The sequence below is a fragment of the Paenibacillus sp. SAFN-054 genome, assembly GCF_051966755.1.
GTDB lineage: Bacteria > Bacillota > Bacilli > Paenibacillales > Paenibacillaceae > Paenibacillus_AQ.
This window is the reverse complement of the sequence record NZ_JBQCKS010000001.1, coordinates 1,028,305-1,047,973: the sequence shown is the minus strand read 5'-3', so window position 1 is coordinate 1,047,973 and position 19,669 is coordinate 1,028,305. Positions and strand designations below refer to the sequence as shown.

At 47.9% G+C, this 19,669-nt stretch carries 17 protein-coding genes; 3 read left to right on the top strand and 14 right to left on the bottom strand.

Going from position 1 to position 19,669, the window contains the following annotated elements:
• Positions 1 to 108 precede the first annotated feature (108 nt).
• The gene (locus ACTHPM_RS04910; RefSeq protein WP_440394070.1) at positions 109 to 1,494 is read left to right on the top strand and encodes an MFS transporter; all 1,386 of its coding nucleotides are present in this window, start codon (positions 109 to 111) and stop codon (positions 1,492 to 1,494) included.
• 73 nt (positions 1,495 to 1,567) lie between these two features.
• On the opposite strand, the gene ACTHPM_RS04905 is transcribed toward ACTHPM_RS04910, so the two are convergent.
• From ACTHPM_RS04905 to ACTHPM_RS04860, 10 genes are all read right to left on the bottom strand, one after another.
• Positions 1,568 to 2,650 (bottom strand): glycosyltransferase family 8 protein, encoded by a 1,083-nt coding sequence (locus ACTHPM_RS04905; RefSeq protein ID WP_440394069.1) that lies wholly within the window; start codon positions 2,648 to 2,650, stop codon positions 1,568 to 1,570.
• Between the two features lie 106 nt (positions 2,651 to 2,756).
• Positions 2,757 to 3,650, bottom strand: coding sequence for a UTP--glucose-1-phosphate uridylyltransferase GalU (gene galU, locus ACTHPM_RS04900; RefSeq protein WP_440394068.1), 894 nt, complete (start codon positions 3,648 to 3,650; stop codon positions 2,757 to 2,759).
• A gap of 241 nt (positions 3,651 to 3,891) precedes the next feature.
• Positions 3,892 to 5,346 (bottom strand): MDR family MFS transporter, encoded by a 1,455-nt coding sequence (locus tag ACTHPM_RS04895; protein ID WP_440394067.1) that lies wholly within the window; start codon positions 5,344 to 5,346, stop codon positions 3,892 to 3,894.
• Positions 5,347 to 5,531: 185 nt separating this feature from the next.
• Complete coding sequence (locus tag ACTHPM_RS04890) at positions 5,532 to 6,389, bottom strand: SDR family oxidoreductase (RefSeq protein WP_440395358.1); 858 nt, start codon at positions 6,387 to 6,389, stop codon at positions 5,532 to 5,534.
• A gap of 244 nt (positions 6,390 to 6,633) precedes the next feature.
• Positions 6,634 to 7,116: a Cys-tRNA(Pro) deacylase gene (ybaK, locus tag ACTHPM_RS04885; protein ID WP_440395357.1), complete on the bottom strand. Its 483-nt coding sequence runs from the start codon at positions 7,114 to 7,116 to the stop codon at positions 6,634 to 6,636.
• A gap of 86 nt (positions 7,117 to 7,202) precedes the next feature.
• Positions 7,203 to 7,994 carry a sugar phosphate isomerase/epimerase family protein gene (locus ACTHPM_RS04880; RefSeq protein WP_440394066.1) on the bottom strand — a complete coding sequence of 264 codons (792 nt, stop codon included), beginning with the start codon at positions 7,992 to 7,994 and terminating at the stop codon, positions 7,203 to 7,205.
• A 167-nt stretch (positions 7,995 to 8,161) separates the two neighbouring features.
• Positions 8,162 to 8,632 carry a GNAT family N-acetyltransferase gene (locus ACTHPM_RS04875; RefSeq protein WP_440394065.1) on the bottom strand — a complete coding sequence of 157 codons (471 nt, stop codon included), beginning with the start codon at positions 8,630 to 8,632 and terminating at the stop codon, positions 8,162 to 8,164.
• Positions 8,633 to 8,769: 137 nt separating this feature from the next.
• Positions 8,770 to 9,357: a pentapeptide repeat-containing protein gene (locus tag ACTHPM_RS04870; RefSeq protein WP_440394064.1), complete on the bottom strand. Its 588-nt coding sequence runs from the start codon at positions 9,355 to 9,357 to the stop codon at positions 8,770 to 8,772.
• A 25-nt stretch (positions 9,358 to 9,382) separates the two neighbouring features.
• On the bottom strand, positions 9,383 to 11,482 hold the full coding sequence (locus tag ACTHPM_RS04865) for a PrsW family intramembrane metalloprotease (protein ID WP_440394063.1): 2,100 nt from the start codon (positions 11,480 to 11,482) through the stop codon (positions 9,383 to 9,385).
• Positions 11,483 to 11,825: 343 nt separating this feature from the next.
• Positions 11,826 to 13,649, bottom strand: a complete 1,824-nt coding sequence (locus ACTHPM_RS04860; RefSeq protein WP_440421449.1) for a hypothetical protein — start codon at positions 13,647 to 13,649, stop codon at positions 11,826 to 11,828.
• A gap of 310 nt (positions 13,650 to 13,959) precedes the next feature.
• Here ACTHPM_RS04860 and ACTHPM_RS04855 point away from each other — a divergent pair, with 310 nt between their 5' ends.
• On the top strand, positions 13,960 to 15,231 hold the full coding sequence (locus tag ACTHPM_RS04855) for an FAD-binding protein (protein ID WP_440394061.1): 1,272 nt from the start codon (positions 13,960 to 13,962) through the stop codon (positions 15,229 to 15,231).
• Between the two features lie 103 nt (positions 15,232 to 15,334).
• Here the strand turns inward: ACTHPM_RS04855 and ACTHPM_RS04850 are convergent, their stop codons facing one another.
• Positions 15,335 to 15,697, bottom strand: a complete 363-nt coding sequence (locus ACTHPM_RS04850) for an MmcQ/YjbR family DNA-binding protein (protein WP_440395356.1) — start codon at positions 15,695 to 15,697, stop codon at positions 15,335 to 15,337.
• 225 nt (positions 15,698 to 15,922) lie between these two features.
• Between ACTHPM_RS04850 and ACTHPM_RS04845 the strand changes: the two genes are divergently transcribed.
• Entirely contained in the window at positions 15,923 to 16,837 is a 915-nt protein-coding gene (locus ACTHPM_RS04845; protein WP_440394060.1) for an iron-hydroxamate ABC transporter substrate-binding protein, read from the top strand.
• A gap of 283 nt (positions 16,838 to 17,120) precedes the next feature.
• On the opposite strand, the gene ACTHPM_RS04840 is transcribed toward ACTHPM_RS04845, so the two are convergent.
• The 3 genes from ACTHPM_RS04840 to ACTHPM_RS04830 all read right to left on the bottom strand — a co-directional run bounded on the left by ACTHPM_RS04840 (position 17,121) and on the right by ACTHPM_RS04830 (position 19,642).
• On the bottom strand, positions 17,121 to 17,621 hold the full coding sequence (locus ACTHPM_RS04840) for a DinB family protein (protein WP_440394059.1): 501 nt from the start codon (positions 17,619 to 17,621) through the stop codon (positions 17,121 to 17,123).
• A 231-nt stretch (positions 17,622 to 17,852) separates the two neighbouring features.
• Positions 17,853 to 18,866 (bottom strand): aspartate--ammonia ligase, encoded by a 1,014-nt coding sequence (asnA, locus tag ACTHPM_RS04835; RefSeq protein ID WP_440394058.1) that lies wholly within the window; start codon positions 18,864 to 18,866, stop codon positions 17,853 to 17,855.
• 140 nt (positions 18,867 to 19,006) lie between these two features.
• Complete coding sequence (locus ACTHPM_RS04830) at positions 19,007 to 19,642, bottom strand: LysE family transporter (protein ID WP_440394057.1); 636 nt, start codon at positions 19,640 to 19,642, stop codon at positions 19,007 to 19,009.
• Between the last annotated feature and the right edge of the window lie 27 nt (positions 19,643 to 19,669).

Below are 19,669 nucleotides of genomic sequence, written 5' to 3'. Positions count from 1 at the left end.
TCTCCTTTCATTCCTTCCAGTACATGAAATGATAACATGAAATGTGTTGGAATGAATAAATGAATTCAAGTACGATGAAATCAAGAATATGCTGGGGGGGAATCAATAATGAAAGCGCGCAGCTGGTGGCTGATGATTTCGATCGGACTTGGGATCCTTTTGAACCCATTAAACTCCTCAATGGTTTCGATTGCGATTCCAAGAGTACAACATGCGTTCCAACTCGATTTCACAACGGTATCCTGGATTATTTTTTCTTTTTACATCGCGAGTGCGATCGCACAACCTGTGATGGGTAAGATCAGCGATCTATTCGGCCGCCGTAAAATATTTCTTGCAGGGCTAGTTGTCGCCTTTACTGCATCATTATGGGCTGCACTGTCACCAAACTTCGGATGGCTCATCGTGTGTCGCGTGGTGCAATCAATCGGGACTAGCATGATGGTTGCCGTTGGAATGGCCATTGTAAGAGTTCATATCACGGAGAAACAAGCGACTGCGCTGTCTGTTTTGTCCATATTTCTGTCCGGAGCTGCAGCGATCGGGCCCTTTATTGGCGGGATGTTGATCCATTGGTGGGATTGGCAAGCGATCTTTCTCGTTAACATTCCGTTTGCAGTGGTCAGCTTTTTACTGGCTTGGAGGACGATTCCTAAAGACGATACCTCAACACCCGGAGCACCGGGCGGGTCCCCTCGTAAATGGTTGGATTGGATTGATATGTCGGGAATTCTTCTCTTCACAGCAGGTCTGATTGCACTGCTCGTTGGATTACTCTCATCCAAATCATCGGGACAGATCTCATTCGCCAATATCATGGTAGCCTTGATCGGACTCATGCTGCTTGTGGCATTTGTACGACATGAGTTCAAGACACGGTCACCCTTCATTCCCGTGCGCACATTCGCCAAATATCCTGCGATGACATGGGTCAATATCCAATTCATGCTCGTTAATATCCTTTTTTACTCGCTCTTTTTTGGGCTTCCGTCCTACCTGCAGTTGGTACGGCATGTCAGCGAGTTTCAAACAGGGATTCTTATGCTAAGCCTGGGCTTGTCCTCGCTGGTTGTTTCCCCACTGGCAGGATGGTGGATCGATAAATCGGGCCCACGGCCAGCTTTGTTAATGTCTGCAATTCTGATGATGCTGGGATCGATATCGATCGTGACATTGAATCAGACTTCGCCGCTCATCAGCATATGCTTGGTATTAGCAGCATTCGGTATTGGCAATGGATTAAATAACGTTGGGATGCAAGCAGCCTTATTCCAAAGTTCTCCAAAGGAAATCATCGGTGTTGCATCCGGCTTGTTTAATACATCGAGATACCTGGGGACCATTCTCTCTTCCTTGTTGATCGGGATTGTCATGGGAGGAAATTTCAGCTTTGGGGGATTTCGCTGGCTCGGGATGATCCTGACGGTCATGGCATTCTGTTTGGTTTTCATCTGTTGGCGTCATCCGAAGCCGGGGGAAATGCTGGAATCGTAGAGTTATCCTCTAGAAGTGACATATTAAATATGTAAAGCCCTCAGGATTCGTGATCCCAAGAACTTAAGACATTTTATTTATTGACAATATATGGAGCAGGATTTCGCCGATTCTTGAACCGCAGCTGGACGGATGATGTCCTTTTCTGAACAGGGACAGCACTGATTTTGCGAGGGTCCCTATGCGTACGGTGGGTGCCAGTCTTCGATAACGATCGAAGTCTTTTAGTAGGTTTCTTCCATTTCAGCCGTCTGCTTCTGCTCGCGATACCCGAATGGATAGGAGAAAGCCGCCGGGTTCTTCGCTTCATCAGAAGGTGGCGTCCTTGTCGGCCCACCCTTCTTTTGCGATTTCTGTTATTTAATGCTTTGGTCTGAGGAGTACCCCATGGTGTATAATTGAGGTTTTCGCGGTACAGGGTAAAGCCTGGAGAAAGTGGATCCCAGCATTTAACCTCTCCGGCAAAATGGATTATTTTTTGATTCAGATCTTGATCAGCACCGGTGTAGAACGAATTGAAGCGCTCATCGAGCAGGAGGAAGTTGCCCCCATATACATGGTTTAATACATCTTGATCCGGCATCGGCGTGCTGGGAAAGTTACGCAGGAAGTTCACCATTTCGGGATACCAGTTCATGTACTGGCGGATATTATTCAGCTCAAATACGATGACCCCGGAATTGAAATACGTATCCGGATTCAGTCCATGTGCTCTGACGATGTCAGCCACACCCATAATGCCTTGATCATGGATCGCGCCCAAATAACAACCATTCAGCTCTGTATCCCAGAGTTCTCTCAGATCCATATTCACCAGAACATCGCAATCCAGATATATCACCTTGTTCGACTGAATGACACTCGGAAGCAGTAAGCGGTACATGCTCCCAGTTGTCCATTTGTCGATGGAACTTACACCCAACAGGGCTTCCGACATTTCTACAGGCAGGGCAACCGGATAAAAGTTAATCGTATGATTAAATCCTGTGACCAGCTGTGCAAGCCTGTTCCGGTTTAGTTCGGTGAGGGTTTCGTCATGCAGAATGTGGACGTTCACCGGAGAACCCGTATTCCGGAACACCGTTGTCAGAACTACGGCGGCATGCTCTGTGTAGCTTCCATCCTTATCATTAAAAGCCAATGCCAATTCAATCATTCGTTCCTTCACCTCTCCCCAAATATTTGGAACATATGAAATCTAGAATCAACTGGAGGACACCGCTGAAATTACCGCAAACTGCGGCTCAGGATTTGATGAATGGTTAAGTATCTGAACTGGAGTTATCTTTGTGCTTTTCCAGGATCTCAGCGACTTCGTCTTGCAGATTGTGTTTCAGATTCTCGCGTTGGCCCGTCATGGCCAGAATGGCCTTGACATAACCCAGCGGATCACCCACGTCATGCCAACGTCCCTTAATTTCACACGAGTACACGGCTTCCTTTGCGAGCAGCTGGTTTATAGCATCCGTGAGCTGGATTTCTCCCCCGATACCAGGTGGTTGCTGCTCCAGAATGTCAAAGATTGCTGGCGTTAAAATATAGCGGCCTAACATGGCCAGCCGGGAAGGGGCCGACTCAGCCGAGGGCTTCTCCACCAGCTTGTTTACATATGAGAACGATTCAATCAACGGCTTGGCATCTACGATCCCATAGCTGGACACCGAATTCGGTGCAACAGTTTGCACGCCTACAATCGAGGTGTGAAGCCTATCAAATCCGTTGATCAACTGCTTTAATGCCGGGGGCTCTGCTTCAAAGAATGTATCTCCCAGCAGAACCGCAAATGGCTCATCTCCGATAAATTTCCGACCGACGCTGATGGCATGCCCGAGCCCTTTGCGCTCGGATTGGCGGATATAGTGAATGTCAACCATGCCTGTAAACTCTCTTACTTTGTGCAGCTCCTCGAACTTCCCTTTTTGCTCCAGGTAATATTCGAGCTCCAAGGCTGAATCAAAATGATCCTCGATAACCTTCTTTCCTTTGCCAGTCACGATGAGAATTTCTTCGATACCGGACCCAGCGGCCTCTTCGATAATAAATTGAATGGTAGGTTTATCGATAATCGGAAGCATTTCCTTCGGCATGGCTTTGGTAGCTGGAAGAAACCGCGTTCCGTAACCTGCAGCCGGAATGATCGCCTTACGAATCTTCAAGCGGTCCTCCTCCTTTACGGCAATTTCGCATGATGTCATCATATGCTGAAAGGAACAGCGAATAATGGACATCTATCTAATCCGCCAAAATAATCTCTACAGCATGTCCCCCATAAGCTCGAGAGCACCTCAATAGGGGAATTAATATGGAATGTTGGGCCCAAAAAAAGAAGAGACTGCCGGGCTGGCCCGACAGTCTCTTCTTATCTTACATCTATTATGAAATAGTCCCATGCATCGATTACTCTTTGGCCGGTCCTTTAACCCGTTTGAAGAACAGGGCGAGAACCAGTGCAGCGATCGAGCAGAAGAATCCGATCATAAAGGCATTGTGGACACCGGCTACCATAGACTGGGCGAGCTGCCCGGGTGAACCCGGATCAGATGATCCCTTCAGGAAGCTGTTTTGGCCCGAAGTCATCACGCTGATGAAGAACGCCACGCCGATCGCCCCCGCTACCTGCTGGAGGGTGTTCAGGATGGCTGTACCATGCGGATAGTAACGCGCAGGCAGCTGATTCATCCCGTTCGTTTGGGCAGGCATCATGATCATCGAAATGGCAATCATAATGCAAATGTGTAGAATCAAAAGTTCCACCTTGGACGTTTCGACGGTCACGCGCGTGAAGAACCACATAATGATGACCAGAAATATATTTCCCGGAATAATCAAGGCACGCGGACCAAACTTATCAAACAATTTACCGGTAATCGGGGAAATCAGTCCATTCAGTACGCTCCCCGGCAGCATCAGCAGGCCCGATGCAAAAACGGTCATTCCTAATGCTCCCTGGAAAAGGAATGGAAGCAGCGACATGGTAGAGAACAACGTCATCATCATGATAATCAGCATAAGAGCCGTCAAGGTGAACATTGGAAATTTAAACGATCTTAAATCCATAAGCGGATCGCGCAGCTTAAGCTGACGGATGGTAAACAAGAGAAGCGCGACCGCTCCGATCAGAATGGTACCGTAAACTTCCGGATGCGACCATTTGCCTTCACCCGAGCTGCTGAAGCCGTATACGATACCTCCGAATCCGATCGTTGACAGGATAATCGAGAGGAAATCCACTTTAGGTTTAGTAGGCTGCGAAACATTTTTTAGATAGATAGAGGCTACAACGATGGAGATAATCGCGAAAGGCAATACGAGATAGAACAGCCATCTCCACTCCAAGGAATCCAGAATCAAGCCGGAAAGCGTCGGCCCGATCGCAGGAGCGAACATGATCACGAGTCCAATCGTTCCCATTGCCGCTCCCCTTTTCTCCGGGGGATACAGGATGAGGATGGTATTCATCATGACCGGGAGCATCAGTCCGCTGCCAGCAGCCTGAAGCAACCGTCCGATCAGCAGAACGGAGAATTCCGGGGCGAATGCGCACACGATCGTCCCGACCGTGAAGATTATCATGGCACCCAGGAACATTTGTCTCGTCGTAAACCATTGTACGAGCAGCGCCGAAGCGGGAACCAATACAGCCACGACAAGCATATAGCCCGTAGCGAGCCACTGCAGTGTGGGGGCTGATACTTTCAGTTCAACCATTAACTCAGGAAAAGCGATATTGAGCAGCGTCTCGTTTAATATGGAGAAGAATGCTCCCAATATTAATGAGACCAGAATGGGCAGCTTTTTCACGTTACTGACATCCACCGATGGGGAAGCAGCAGCGGCACCCGAAGTATTCATATGTATTTCTCCCTCCTATTTTCCGTTATTTCTTTATGTTTTTGGCATCAGCCCGTTTATTTTACCACAAGACAAGCTTCTTGACTTCTTTTGAATTGCTTATTTTTTAGATATTTTTATTGGCGACATGTCTCCCTTATAAGATACATTGCATGCATAATTGTACAGTTTCCGTTGATACCTTATTAGCCTTTCAAAGCTTTTTCAACCAGCTCTTTCAGAGGCGTCTGAAATCCGATCAGCTTGCGTAAATCGTTACCGGTCTTCTCCATAGTTCCTTCCGCAACGGTTTTGTAGACAAATGCCGTCGTTTGGGCCAGTCGTTCGGACATGCCTGCTTGCATGAGCGTTTCCATTTCTTCTTCGAAGGAAACCGAGCGATGGATGACGCTTATACCGGATACTTCGGAGAGAACCTCGGCCAACTCGTCAAAGGTCCATGGATGCCCTGATACAAGGTTATATGCCTGGTTTTCATGTCCATCCTCTGTCAGGACGATTGCGGCAGCAAGGGCTAGGTCGCTGCGGCTAACCGAATTGATTCTTCCATGCCTGGCATTGGTTATGATTAATCCGGTTTCGACGCTTTTTTGGAGGGTCGGATTGATAAAAAATTCTGAATATCCACCATTACGTAAGAAGGTATACGGAATATGCGTTGAGCGAATGGCATATTCGGTAGCCAAGTGGACGAGAGCGTATGGATTGTCCTCGGCATAAGCAAAGCTGGTATAAGCGATATGCTTGATATCCGCGTCCCTCGCTGCTTTGACGACATTGGCATGTTGTACGACACGCAGGGGATCGTCGGAATCCGGACTTGAGATAAACAGCAGTTTCGTTCCTCCTTTGAGAGCATGTCGGAGCGATTCTGGATCGTTATAATCCCCCTGCCGGATTTCAACTCCTGAATCCATAAGTGCCGAGGCTTTCTCCAAATGACGCACCACCGCAATAATCTGATTTGCCGGAATTTTGTGAAGTAAATGTTGTAGAACGAGACGTCCTAGTTGGCCAGTAGCCCCCGTAATAACAAGCTTCATATTGATTTTCCTTTCGGTAAATGAATTTCTAATCATGTTCGGGATCATGATGCATAAGCGCTCCGGCTGATTGTTCTTATTTATCCACTTTACCATATTCTTGAAGGAATGAACGGATATAATCATTTGATCCTGACAGATAAACAAAATGATATTTCCCAATCAAAAATTGCAAATCAAAAAGACAAGGAGATGAAGCTCCTTGCCTTTTGATGGTCAGCATATTTCCAGGATTCGACTGCCGTTACAACGCCTTGGTAAGATCGGTTGGAATTACGGGTATGACTTTTTGTAAATCCCGGAGGGATAGCTGCACCTGGTATCCAACCCGTCCGCCGGAAAAACAAATCGTTTCATAGTGATTCGCGGAATGATCGACGAAAGTTTTAAACTGCTTTTTCATCCCGATAGGTGAACAACCCCCATGAATATAGCCCGTTAAAGGAAGCAGTTCCTTTTGGGGGATCATTTCCAAGGACTTTTCGCCGGCTGCCTTCGCTGCCTTTTTGAGATCAAGCTCCTTATCGCTCGGCACCATAAAAACATAATGTTCTTTTGTCCGACCCGAGGTGACGAGTGTCTTAAACACCACTTCATGGTCGTGTCCAAGAGAATCCGCGACTTCAACGGCATTAAGCATCGTACTGTCATAGGTATGAAATTGATAGGGGATCTTCTTCTGGTCGAGAATCCGCATCACATTGGTTTTATCTGTATGTTTACTCATTCTGATCACCATTTCTTATCTTAACATATCTCATTTCATGAACTCCATATGAAGAGGTGCAATGGCAAGGGGATTGGCGGCTTGCATTAGCCAAACTGCTGGCGAAGCCATTCTGCCATCCACGTATTCACATCCCGGAGCCCCGATACGGGCTGCCTGGTGAACGGCAAAGTTGGCATGTAACCCGGCGGACCATATTCCGGAGTGACCGTGGTACATGCAGCGCCTTCCCTTTCCCTCTCTCTAAAAATCCGGCTCCACCACCCTTTGAATGTCGCCAGCTCATATGCATACTCCGGTGCCGCCGGGTGGGGCACCTGCGGACCCTGGGCATGTCCAACCCTTGCATGGATGTGGATCGTATGCTTGAAAGCTAGCTCGAGCTCCGCCTGGTGCTGTTCAAGCATGGATTCCGTGACACAGCACCAGTGGCTGAAATCGGCGGTTATGCGTAATTCTGGCAGTTCTTGCAGCAGCTCCGCAGTCGTCCAAGGCGTGAACATCGCCCGTGACCGATGCGTTTCGTGGCCGATCGGTATGCCGACGGAATGCTGCACCGACAACGCGTGCTCAAAAAAACGAAGCTGCTCTTTCCACGGCATCGAATCTTGAGCGCTGTGCGATACGATGAGCAGCGGGTGAAAGGCTCCAGCCCGCAATACCTGTGATTCAAACGAAGACGCGTGATCTCCACTCGTCACGACTTGCGCAATATAAGACAAGCGATGCTCTTGCAGCAGTTCTTTAAATTCGGATTCCTGCTCTTTCGGCGGCAGCGGAGCTTCAATGCCTGCATATCCTTCCTCTGCTGCCCGGAACAGCAGCTCAGCATAGCTGCCTTCCATTCCCCATAGCGCATGAAATATGTTCATCTCCATCATCGTTCCTCCATTCTCAGCGCACTCTTTTCGATATACCTCTTGGCATAAAGCCTTTTTTCATTCTATCTTGAAAAGAATGCAGCCGACTTCTGGAATGTTTCGATGAAGTATGCATATTTTCGGATGGACCTACATCATACTGGAATCTTGGTATCTCGCTTTCGTCATGCACCGGGAGTATATTCTTCCTTCAATAGACCATAGTGCACGAGATCTTCATAATCATCCCATTTCCGGATATGCTGTCTCAGCAATCCTTCATATTTCATCCCGAGCTTCTCCATGACTTTACCTGATGCAGGATTCTTGCCGAGATGGCGTGCATAGATTCGGTGTAAATTCATTTCCTCAAATGCATAGTGCATGATGCCTCTGGCCGCTTCCGTGCAATATCCTTTGTTCTTGTATGCTTTACCGATCCAGTATCCCAGTTCCCCATGATCAAAAGACTTGTTCAGTCCGATGCTGATTGCGCCGATCAAGTACTGTTCTTCTGTATGTACTATGGCCAAATCGATGGAACGGCCTTCACGAAAATGATCCTGATGCGTTTGGATCCACTGTTCAGCTATGCCATCCTCGTACGGATGAGGGATGTTTAGTGTCATTTCGGCAATGTACTTGTCGCCTGCCAATGCTTGAACGGCTTGGGCATCATCTAGGCTGAATGGTCGTAATGTCTTCTTTCCAGCGGAATCGTCGGCAATTTTTTCATACGAAACTCCCCCTACATTAAGGTCGATCGTTTAAGTAAGAAATTTTAATATGATGTTCAACAGCTTTGCTCCATCAGCCATTTCCGGATATCGTCGCCTTCAAGGCGAATGGATTCTTCTTCTGTTCCCACAAAAACATGCTGGGCCGTCACTTCATCTAACCCCTTTGCGCCTTTAAAGCGGGTCCCATAGAGAAGAGCTCCTTCCAGCACGGCGCTTGCCAAATCCGTGTTTGAAAAGTTAGCCTGACTCAAATTCGCTCTCCGAAACGAAGCTCGGCGCAAATCCGATCCGGATAAATCCGCATAGCTCAGATCCGCATCCTCGAATGATGCCTTGATACCCATGCATTTTCTCAACAGGGAATGCTTGAATGACGCAAAGTCAAACACGGTTTTACTCAATATGCTATCCGAGAGATCCGACTGGTCGAACGAGGTGCTCAGGAAATAGCCATCGCTCATGTCGTTCCGGGTTAAGATGGAATTGTTAAGGGAAGATTCGACAATCAATAAACCACTCAAATCCGTACCGGTAACATTCATTCCGTTCATTTCCGTGTTTTCAATTTCGAGTTTTTCGCCCGATTCGCCATCGGAGGATACCCACTGGCTGTGCATCACAAATAGGTTTTCCTTATCCATGCCATCCTTCCTTTCTTTATTTTTCTTATGGCCACCACAATATTTTATCGCTTAAGCCTAATTTTTGAACGGCCTCGCGCACTTCCTGAATATGTTCAGGGAACATTTTGGTCGAGTCGATAATTACATTTTCACCTTTCGACAGCGATTCTTCAATGTCTGAAATTGCTTTTTCCAGGGAATAACCCTTAGGGGCATATTTCGAGTGCCATCCTTTGACGTCCCATTTCACGCCGTTCGCATCAATGAATTCAGCTCCGGGAGGGCTGGGATCCCTGACTATAGGCCCAGGCAGTTCCCCCCGTGCCTCGAGTTCTAAGCCTGCTTGCCTCTCGATCTTGGATTTCTCATTGATCTTGAAGTTTTTGGCCGGGTCCTTGGCTAAACTGTCAAACTCTTCTGGGGATCTCCGAAAATACTTCCCTTGCTCCCCGTATTTGTCCATGAGCTCTTGATAGTAGTCCGGGGATGATTCCCTGATTTGGTCTAACTCGGCTTTGGACAGCCCTGGGGGTTTCGGATGTTCCGGGACATGCGGCTTCCTTGAACCGAGCTTATCGAGAAGCTTGCGCAGGTAGTGGCGCCCTTTTTTGCCAGCCCACGCAAGCGCTTTTCCGAACGGGATGCGGCTTAATGCAATACCGATAACAACACCCAGCGCATTTTCGGGCGTTAACAGCTTCCTCGGATTGCGGATATATCCGGCTATTTCATGCCCGCCACCTGCGATGCCTGCGCCTGTCAGCGCAATGCCTAAAGCCGGCCAGAATCCGACGAACAGCAGCGACAAAGCGAGAGCACCCAGTATAATCGCGCCTTGTTCATACCACTCCAGACGATCCCACCAATTCTGCAGCGAATCGAACAAGCAGGCAAAACAAGCCGGTTCCCCGCCGCTCGTATGCGCCCCTAAGCCTGCAAGCAGACCGGCCAATAACACAATAAGAGCCATCCCCGTCAGTGCCTTATGAAGAGCCTTCACCCGTGCACGTACAGGCTCTTCCCGCTCTGACGCTTCTACGTTTCCATACAGAAGCTGGAATCCAAGCTCCCTGCGCTCACGGTAAAAACTTAACCAGTATATGAATGTTTTTCGGTCCGTACATAATGAGCGCGTCATATTCCACAACTCGGAAAACGGGTTGAGAACGGACTCGTTTTGCAGCGATGGCAGCCGATGGCGTATTTTGTTCAGAGACCAGTAATCCGCAATAAGCGAAGCGGCTAGCATGAACAAAAAAACCGGCCGGGTATGATAACCGCTACCCGTCCAATCATGAAGCTTGAGAATCCAGCCCGGTAGCTCAAACTGTCCGTTATACGCAGCGTGATCCAGAATGGACCACAGAAGTAAAAGAGCAGGGAACAGATATACCCATTTTGTCAGTTTAGTCCGCAGCCGGTAAGCTATACCGATTGCAAGGGCAATCATGGCTGTATGTACCGGATGACTGACGGACATCATCGTTGGAATAAAACTTTCTTCGAAACGCCCGGGGAAAAGCGCGAAAACGTCCCAATGAATCGTTTCCCCGCCCAGCATCGTAACGCTGTAGCCATACTTCTCAGCGATAGCACCTGTATTCAACCATCTTCTGGAAAGCTCCTCCATCAATTGGAATCCGACCCCGGTTGCCGCTCCGATAAGCGTATAATCGATTAAGCTTAAAGCAGAAGCTCGCCGTGAGAACATCAGAAATAGGCCAAGCGGAAGGAGCTTCCACAATTCTTCAAAAATAGGCGTGGCGACGGCAGTAGACCAAGTGTCCGAGGTTCTTCCGCCGAATATCCCGTGCAGCGCTTGAACCGTAAGGGTCGTGATCGGTATAACAAAGAAAACGCCTGCAAGCACGAATAAGACGATCTGCTTCCACGGCAACGTTTTGCTCCGGCACAACACCCAAAACTGCAGGAGCACATAATAGGACCACAAATACTGAACCATCATGGTACGTGATTCTTTCATGAACAACAAGCTGACAACAAACATGATAAGCGACAACCAGGAAAATATCGCATATACCGTTTTTATAAACGGATGTTTTTCAACCCAAGCTTGGCCATTCCGATAGATCGCCTCCAGGAAATCCCGAACTCCGGTTCGAATGGACCAAATCACATTCATGACGGTCGCCTCCTTCGAAAGTCGACTTCGATCGAACAAAAGCTTTAAGAGCTATCCCTCCTGTAAGTGTATTCGCTTGTTTGTCATAATATATGGGTATTATAGTCATTCTCCTGCAATGCGGCAAAAGGCGCAGGTCTCAATTAATAACCCGAATGCGAGCTGTTTTCGTAGATCAAATATTAACCGTCTTATAGGAAAAAGCCCGACGAGTCGGACTTTTTCATTAACAGTATCCCGTAACATTAGCTGGTTTACCTGCATCATGCACTTCGACGAGATTGCACCAGCAATCAGGCTGCGAACCGTGAATATGAGACATAAACAACGGCTCCCGTCGCACCTAGTTCGAAAGCGATGCTCCGTCCGTCACCTCTTGCGGGGCCGCTGAACGGACAACCTGTACACCGGCTGAATGGCGGCTTCCTTTGTAATAGGCATAAATTCGAGTCGATCCCAGTTTATGGCCAATCAGATTTCCTTCCTGGTCCACCTCTGCGATGTCCGGATGATTGCTGGTAAACGTCACAAGCCTGGTAATATCCGTTGTCTCATGCGTTTTATAGTCATATAATGTGACCTTCAAATCAATCATCGTACCTTCCAATACCGAATATTCATACGAATCAAACAAGACTTCTCCGTTCACCGGATCGAATTCGTCTGTATTCTCAGGTAAGACTTGAACTCGTATTCTTGCCGTGTACCCTTCATAGGTGGCTTCGGCATACGTTTCTCCTGGCGATTTCCCTGTAATCCGGCCCAATGCGTCGACCTCTGCAATAGCGGTATCACCCGATGCATACATTGCGGCACTGGACAGATCTTCCTTGCTTCCGTCGGCGTACACAGCTTGAAGCACGGTAGAGACGGTATTACCTGCTTTCATTTTCTTTACTGCATCCTTATAAGAAATGCCCGACAGTACTCGTTCGACTGGTGCTTGGTCCCCCGGAGGAGACAATTTCATAAGCTGTAATTTATATATGTCTCCCCGCAAGACCGTTCCCGGAAAAATAAATCCGCCGTCCGCTGTTTCCGCCGCTTTACCGACACTTGTGATCGGAGGACCTTTAAACAGCTCCCGGCTGATCAGTCCACCATTCGTATTAACTCTTAATACGCCGTACTGCGATTTCCGCTCATTTAAACTGTTTGTGGTCGTGTGTTCTCCGAGCATCGCATATCCATCCTTCGTGCGGACCAGACGGGTATACAGTTCGGAGTTATCGCCGTCTGTATATGTTTTTTCCCACTGCACCTGTCCCTCAAGATTTATTTTGGTGAGTAATGCTGATCTTTTGTCGTTATTGCTTTTTCGGCTTAAAATTGCATACCCGCCATCTTCCGAAGGCACAATGGAATAGGCAGTCCATTGGGTTCGCGGATCGACAAACTCTTTCGACCATACTTCCTTGCCTTGATCGTCGAGCTTCATAACCAGCATCGCGTCATATTCTTTGGATTCATACTCGGCCATGCCCGTGTGCCCGATAGCAATATATCCGCCATCGGTTGCGGGAATCAGATCGGTGAAAAAGTCGCTGCCGGTAAATGAATACTTGTTATACCATTGCTCATTGCCGTTCGCATCGATTTTCAAAATATAAGCACGTTCATAGGCAACCCAACTAACCATCCCTCTTCCGGCGATCATAAAGCTGCCGTCATCCATTTCGAGTGCGGATACCGGGGTACTGTCGATCGAGGGGTCCTCCTTTACCGTTTCCCATAATACCTTGCCTGACGAATCCAATCGAATCAAGTATAGCTCGTCTTTCGGTTCGCCATCAGACCTTGATGATCCTAAGACGAGATAACCTCCGTCTTTCGTCTCCTTGGCCAGGTATGCCGTATGACTCGTATATTTATGAACAAGCTTTTGTTCCCATTCGACCTGACCTTCGGCATCCACTTTCACAACATAGGCCTTTTGAAGCGGATAATCTTCGGGATTTTCCGCCTCGTATACAGTCCCTGTGGCCAAATAACCTCCATCAGAAGTTGAAATCACGCTCTTCCCCGAAGAACGGCTTCCGTAATCTCTTGACCATTCGACAACAGACTGCGTCCCATCCGCAGCAGCAGAATCCAATCCAACACCTAAAAACATCAATAGGGAAGCGGCCAAGCAACCATGCAGCAATTTCGATAAAAATCTACCCACAAGCCCTCTCCTCTCAATAACCGATGATTAATATCGCGAGAATTCGCCTAAAATCTCGGACTCCACTCATTATCCATTGACGAACCTGCCATTTGTATCCAACAAACATCACAATTCCTTGTTACATTGGTATGATTTACCACCTCGTTCTTTAGACGGTCCAGCAGAAATTGATATGAGATAACAAGATGTAAAAAGCAGCATTGCATGGATCCTGCCATCGTCTTACATTATTCAGGCTTGAGACACGATCCTGGTCCCTGCTATCATTGGTGATACAGGAATCGCGAAGCGAAGGAGGAGCGAACCAATGTATCCAAATCACAACTGGGCAGGCAACTATGAATACCATGCTTCGGAACTATATATCCCTGAAACGGTGGAGCAAGTCAGGGAGATCATAGCGGAGAGCCGAAAGATCAAGGTACTGGGCACGCGCCATTCCTTCAATGGAATTGCGGACAGTTCTGGCACGCACCTTTCGCTGGAAAAGCTGAACCGGGTGATCGAGCTTGATCGTGATAAGTTAAGGGTAACCGTTGAAGGCGGTATCCGTTATGGGGATCTGTGCAGATATCTAGACAAGAAAGGGTACGCGTTGCACAATTTGGCTTCGCTACCCCATATTACGGTTGCCGGTGCCTGTGCTACCGCAACACACGGTTCGGGCGTGCGGAACGCGAATTTGGCGGCCGCGGTTCATGGCATGGAAATTATCCGCTCCGATGGTGACGTGATGACATTCTCGCGGGATCAGGAAAATGGAATAGGTGTAGAAGCAGCAGCCGTATCGCTGGGCGGGCTCGGCGCAGTGACGAAGATGACGCTGGGTATTGTTCCGGCTTACGAAATGAGGCAATTTGTTTATGCGAATTTGCCTATGGAACAGCTGCAAGCACATTTTGAGGAGATTGTATCCGCTGCTTACAGCGTCAGCTTGTTTACGGACTGGAAGACATCCTCGGTGAACCAAGTCTGGCTGAAGCATCGTACAATTGACGGCACCGCCAACGGCATGACAACCGATTTCTTCGGTGCGGTTCGCTTTTCCGAGAATGTTCATCCCATCACCGGGTTATCCGGGGAGAATTGCAGCGAACAGATGGGTCTTCCAGGACCGTCGTTCGAACGGCTTCCTCACTTCCGGATGGAGTTCACTCCGAGCTTCGGAGAAGAGCTGCAGAGCGAGTACTTTGTGCCTCGGCAGTATGCTTATCAAGCACTAAGCAGCCTCTCCCAGTTGAAAGAGCATATTTCCCCTCTCCTCTACGTATCCGAAGTGCGTAACATTGCGAAAGATGAACTTTGGATGAGCCCTTGTTACATGCAGGATTCGGTAGCGATCCATTTTACCTGGAAGCCCTACTGGAACGAAGTGCGTCAAGTACTGCCGATGATCGAGGAACGCCTCGCTCCCTTGGGGGCCCGTCCTCATTGGGCCAAGCTGTTCACCATGCAACCCTCTCAAGTGCAAGCGCTGTATGAACGTCTCCCTGAATTCCGCAAACTCCTGTTGCGCTGCGATCCGGAGGGCAAGTTCAGGAATGATTTTTTAAACACGTATCTGTGCAAAATAGACTAAAATTTACAATGGATATGGAACATATGCTCCATACAGCAACAGTTAAAGCCCCTTGGCGAAGCCAAGAGGCTTTTTACTATCTCGATCATTCAACGTGCGGAGTTTATTTCACGGCTGCGAGAGTATGTCTGAGGCTTTTAGGAAGCTTCTGGACGACCAACTCGTAAGAGTGATCAATCATGGCCAAAATGTCCGACGGTGACAGAGAACCGTCAATCATCACCGTATTCCAGTGCTGCTTGTTCATATGATAACCCGGCTGAATGGCCTCATGCTGCTCTCGCAAATTCGCAGCGATCACGGGATCGCATTTGAGATTTATGTAAAGTGGGGCCTCCCCCTTGCCTTGAAACACAAGCGCGAACATTCGGCCCGCGATTTTGAACACCAAGGGGTCCGATCCAAAGGGATAATCCTTGGTCGCTCCTTTTTTCAATGAGCAGTATTCAATAATACGGTTCTCCAGTTCTTCCCTCTCCTTTCACACGATCCTTCATTTTTCTGCCTGTCATATCGAACATTATATCGAAAGGAAAAGAATGTCGCCAGGTTAAAGCCTCAAAGCCCCGTATGATTTGATTGACAACATCTGAGAATATTGATATTCTCAATTTACAATGAGATTGAGAATCAATATCAATTAAAAAGGGGACCCTAAATGAACAGCAAACGACTTATGCCATTCCTTCTTATGTTATCCATGATGATCTTTACCGCTTGCGGCAACAATGCATCAAATCTCGCCTCCTCTACCCAAGCCAGTGCCAGCACAAGTGAACAAAGCTCAGCTGAAACCGAAGCAAAAGTGACGTATGCATCCGAATTCGGTCCAGTCGAAGTACCCTCTAATCCGCAGCGCATTATCGCGCTTACGAACGCGCCAAACGTGCTCTCGCTGGGTGGCAAAATCGTCGGAGTCGACGAATGGACGAACAAGAACCCCCTCTTCACTGACAAACTGAAAGACGCAACGGTGGTGTCCGACGAAAACTTGGAGAAGATCATTGAGCTGGGTCCGGATCTGATCATCGCCGACGCAACCAGCAAAAGTCTGGATAAGCTGAAGAAGATCGCTCCGACGGTTGCTTACACTTGGGGAAAACGAGATTATCTGGCGCAGCAGATCGAGATCGGTAAACTGCTGAACAAGGAGAAGGAAGCCCAGACCTGGGTTGACGACTTCTCACAGCGCGCAAAAGCCATCGGCTATGAGATCAAAGGGAAAATCGGCGAGAACGCCACAGTTTCGGTATTCGAGACAGATTCCAAAAGCTTCTACGTGTTCGGTAAAGCGTGGGCACGCGGTACGGAGATTATCTATCAAGCCATGGGTCTGAATATGCCGGAGAAGGTTAAAACAGACGCCCTCGGCCCCGGCTATTATACGCTCTCACCGGAAGTCATTAGCGATTATGCAGGCGACTATATCGTACTGAGCCGAAGTGCGACGGGAGACAACTCCTTCATGCAGACGGACACATGGAAAAACATACCGGCAGTCAAAAACAACCATGTGATCGAGATCGATACAGAAGCTTCGACTTATAGCGACCCGACAACGCTTGAATACTTGTTGAAAATCTTTAAAGACGGCTTCCTCAAATAGAAGTGATCATGGATAGATAAAATCCATATCAGCCAATAGGCGGGAAGCAAATGTTTATCGTTATTCAAGTATTGGGATCTCAGCCAGGCAGACGGGGAACAGGCTTTTGCTGCTCGGCCTCATCCAAGGAGGATGGATGGTGGTGTCGCTGAAGTGGCTTCTCCCCGCGTTTTTGACCGGCCTGTTATCGAGAGCTTGTAATGCAAAATAAAAACAAGGAGCTTACAGACATGCCGCTCCTTGTTTTTTTATGAAGATGACTTCGGCACAACCTGCTGGGCTGCTATAGAGGCGGCTTGTCGAATCCCATCTGTACCCAGCCTTCTTTGGAAGGTCCATATACCGCCGGAATGGCTAATCCTGCTTGGCGCATCAGCACGGTAACCTGTCCTCTATGATGTACGATGTGCTTGATCAATCCCATCAAGATGGCTGCATTCGATTCGGGTCTGCCAAAAGCGTTCTGTACCGTCTTCAGGTCTTCATTAGACCATTGTTCCTCCATTGCTTCAGCTACTTTGGCGCTGATGGATCGAAATGTGTCGGCAATCTTCTGCGCAGAAGGAACCTCCTCCGAATGCTGCACCTTATCGATCACGAGCCCGAATTCAGTCAAATACTCGGGGATATTCGTTACGAAGTGCCACGCAATTCTGCCCAGTGTACGTCCTTCCGGATACACCTGCTGCTGAAGCGAATCGTCTGTGATGCCATCCAGCACATTTTGGGTCAACACAGCCTCCTTCTTCCATTCGGTAACAAAATCCGCAACCGTAACATACATGATTGGTTCATCCTTTCTTATTATTCATCTTGTAAATCTGACTTTAGTTTAATCGTTAATAGTGACAAGGGTTGTCATCATTATGAAATTCATCGAAATACATGCAACCGAATGAGTTTCTTTAGTCCTGACGGCAAGCATTCGAACACATCGACTATGATCACCAACACAAAGAAGCCGCATTTTACGCGGCTTAGCATAACTTGTTATTCTTCGTTTCGACTTAGAAGTTTATAGCAGCGGTATGTTCCCCTCTTCGCATTCCTTCAAGGTCCTCTCGTTCCATACCGATACCTGTACTTCCCCAATATGGGCTTTGCGCAAGAGAAACATGCATAACCGGGATTGTCCGATTCCTCCTCCGATCGTTGAAGGAACCTCGCCTCGCAGCACAGCCTGGTGAAAAGCCAGATTCAAGCGATTCATCTTATTGCTGGCAAAAAGCTGATCGGACAGCGATTCGGCATTCACGCGGATGCCCATAGACGATATTTCCACAGCACATTGAAGAAGAGGATACCATAACAGGATGTCACCGTTTAACGTCCAATCGTCATAGTCCGGGGAACGGCCGTCGTGAATTTGTCCTGAATTCATTCGTCCGCCGATTTGCATGATGAACACCGCGCCGTGTCTCCTCGCAATTTCATTCTCGCGATCTTTCGGGGATAACCTTGGGTACTGGTCTTCGAGCTCTTGGGCCGTAACAAAGAAAATTCGCTCCGGCAGAATCGGCTGCAAGGACGGATAGATGTCAGACAAATAGGACTCCGTGGATCTGATCACATCATAAATTTTACGGACCTCGTTCTGCAAGGTTTCGATGGTTCGCATATCTTCGGAAATGACCTTTTCCCAGTCCCATTGATCGACGTAAATCGAATGCAAATTATCCATCGTCTCGTCTCGTCTTACCGCATTCATGTCGGTGTATATGCCTTCCCCGGCAGTAAATCCGTATTGAGCAAGTGTTGACCTTTTCCATTTGGCAAGCGACTGGACGATTTCGACTCTCCCTTCTTCCATATCTAAGGCATCGAAGGAAACGATTCTTTCTGTCCCGTTTAAATTGTCGTTGATGCCTGTGCCTTCCTTTAATAAAACCGGCGAAGAAACTTTTGTTAAACAAAGTGCGTTCTCAAGTCCGTTTTGAAAATATGTTTTGGTTTTTTGTATGGCAACAGCGGTCTGAATTTTATTCAGAATGGATTGGTATTGAATCGGGATCACAGTGGACCTCAGCATGGGGTACTGTCCTTTCACAGTGGATTTGAAAGTTAGACTTCTACCTAACCGACTGAGAACAGTGTATGTTTGTTAGCCTATGCTGTCGCATTGTCCGCACCATCCTGCGGCATATTTGGGCAGCCGCCCGCTCATTACCATTACGTGAATAACGCCTGGATGCCTTGAAATCCGAAATAGACGCCGAAACCAATGAGTGAAATTCCGGAAATCGCCGAGATCGCCGTGAGGCTTTTGTGATTTAAGAAACGCCGCAATCCTGTCGTTAATCCAGCTACACACAAATCCCATAGCGCCAGTCCAAGGAAGATCATACTGCTGTACAGCAGCAGATGGCTTGTACCGAAAGCGGAGGCGGTTTTTGCAAGGATGGAGCCGTAAATGCCAAGCCAAAACAATATGGACAATGGGCTTGTAATCGACATGAAGAAACCTAGCAAAAAGCAGCTTAATAAGGAATCTTTTTTCTTTCTTACGGAAGATAATTCCACTTTATTCACCTTAACGACGCTTTCAATGCCCGAATAGATGAGGACAAATCCACCGAATAACCACAAAAAAATCTGCACGATCGGAATATTGAGAAATTGAACCAGTCCCAAATAAATCAGTAGCATGAACGTGGCATCGGCCAGCATCGAGCCGCCCCCAACGATCCAAGCATGCCAAAAACCGTTCTTGATGCCTTTATCCAGTCTGGCCGAATTGACAGGCCCGATGGGAGCAGCCAACGTGAGTCCCAGGACAATGTAGCTGATTAACAAATTCACATTCAATCGCGTTCACTCCCGCTTTCTTATAAT